This is a genomic window from Intrasporangium chromatireducens Q5-1 (genome assembly GCF_000576575.1).
Lineage (GTDB): Bacteria > Actinomycetota > Actinomycetes > Actinomycetales > Dermatophilaceae > Intrasporangium_A > Intrasporangium_A chromatireducens.
The window spans coordinates 1-1,506 of record NZ_AWQS01000454.1; the positions used below are offsets into that span (position 1 = coordinate 1).

Below are 1,506 nucleotides of genomic sequence, written 5' to 3' on the forward strand. Positions count from 1 at the left end.
TCGACCTTCTTCTTGCGGATGTCGCGGGTGGCCTGGTCGGTGCGCATCGGCGTGTAGATCAGCGACAGTGCCCGCCCGATCCCGGAGGAGAGCACGATCGGGGCGAGGAACCCCGGATACACCATCGACCGCGGCCACTCGCTGATCCACAGCACCGCGTGGTACGCCGAGTCGGTGTGCAGCCTGGTCCAGGTCTCGGTGACCGCGACCGGCCCCGCCGTGGCGAGGGACTGGCCCAGCTCCCCGTGCCGCTCCAGCGTCGCGGCCACGGCAGGGTCGTAGGCAGAACGCAGGATTACCGCGACCTGGCCGGGGGTGAGCCACCCGGCCGGGGTCAGGTCGGCCGAGCGCAGCGCCGCGGTGAGGGTGGACATCTCTTGGCGGAGCACGGCGGCGGCCCCGCGTAGTCCGCCGCCGGCGGTCCTGATCTGCCGGGCGGCGGCCTGCATGTCCAGCGACAGGGACAGGGTGGTGGCGTGGCGTTCCCCGGCGGGACCGGCCCGCTCGATCAGCTCTTGGTAGGTCGTCGCGGCCCAGGAGCCGTCGCGGGTGCCGTGCGCTGCCCACCATTCCGCCAGCCCGGTGCCCGAATCCGGCAGCGTGCGCTCCAGCACCTGCAAGGTCGCGATCCGCCCGGACCGGCACACGGTCGCCAGCACCCTGCCCCAGGCGGTGACGCGGCGGTGCTGTTCGGCCGGGTCGAGCAGCACGAACGCGGGATGCCGCACTTCGCAGACGACGGTGAGGGTGTGCTGGTGCGGGTCGTGAATCATCCCGGCCCCGGTCTCCGGGTCGACGTGCTCGCGCAACCGCGCCTGGTCGCCGGGCAGGGCGAGCGTGCCCGCCGGTCGCGGGGCGACGATCCGGCGCCGGTAGGCGAGCTGCCCGCCGGTGCTGCGCCACAGCCACCAGCCGGCCGCGGGTATCCATTCCACGACCGGGCGGCCGGCGACCGGCATCCAGGTCAGCACGACCGACAGCACCCACACCGGGGCGGTAGCGGCGATGAGGATGCCGCCGCCGGCGTAGAACGCGCCCACCAGCGTCAGCACTCCGATCCCGAGGGTCACCAGCTGCGACGCGGACAGGCCCAGCAGCACGCCCCGGCGGGTGAGGCGGCTGAACTTCACCGGCACCAGCTCCGCCCCCGACCCGGCCTGGGCGCTGGTGTCCTCCGTGCTGTGTTTCGTGGCCATCGCGGTTCACTCCTTCCTGCTCGGCGGGCGGCCGTCGCTGTCGGGCGGCTTCAGCCCGTCGGGGGCGTTCGGCGGCGGGGTCTGATGTGGCGGCACCCGCGAGTCCGTGCCGGCGCCGGTGTCGTAGGTGTTCTGGTTCGCGCCATCGGCGGCGGCCTCGGCCTGTCCGCCGATCTGCGCGCCGGCCTCGGGGCCGGCGGTCGCGGCCTTCTTCGCGACCTGCGCGCCGATCACCACCGCCGCGGCCGGCCCGGCAGCCGCTCCCGCACCGGCAGCGGAACCACCCGCACCACCGGCACCCGCGCCTGCT

2 protein-coding genes are annotated in these 1,506 nt (G+C 74.4%); both read right to left on the minus strand.

Annotated features, from left to right (window positions below; translation table 11 throughout):
* Nucleotides 1-1,196, minus strand: a 1,196-nt coding sequence (locus N864_RS22160; RefSeq protein ID WP_034722654.1) for an SCO6880 family protein, incomplete at its 3' end; no start/stop codon positions are given.
* 6 nt (nt 1,197-1,202) lie between these two features.
* On the minus strand, nt 1,203-1,506 hold a 304-nt coding region (locus tag N864_RS25285), incomplete at its 5' end, for a hypothetical protein (RefSeq protein WP_476702748.1).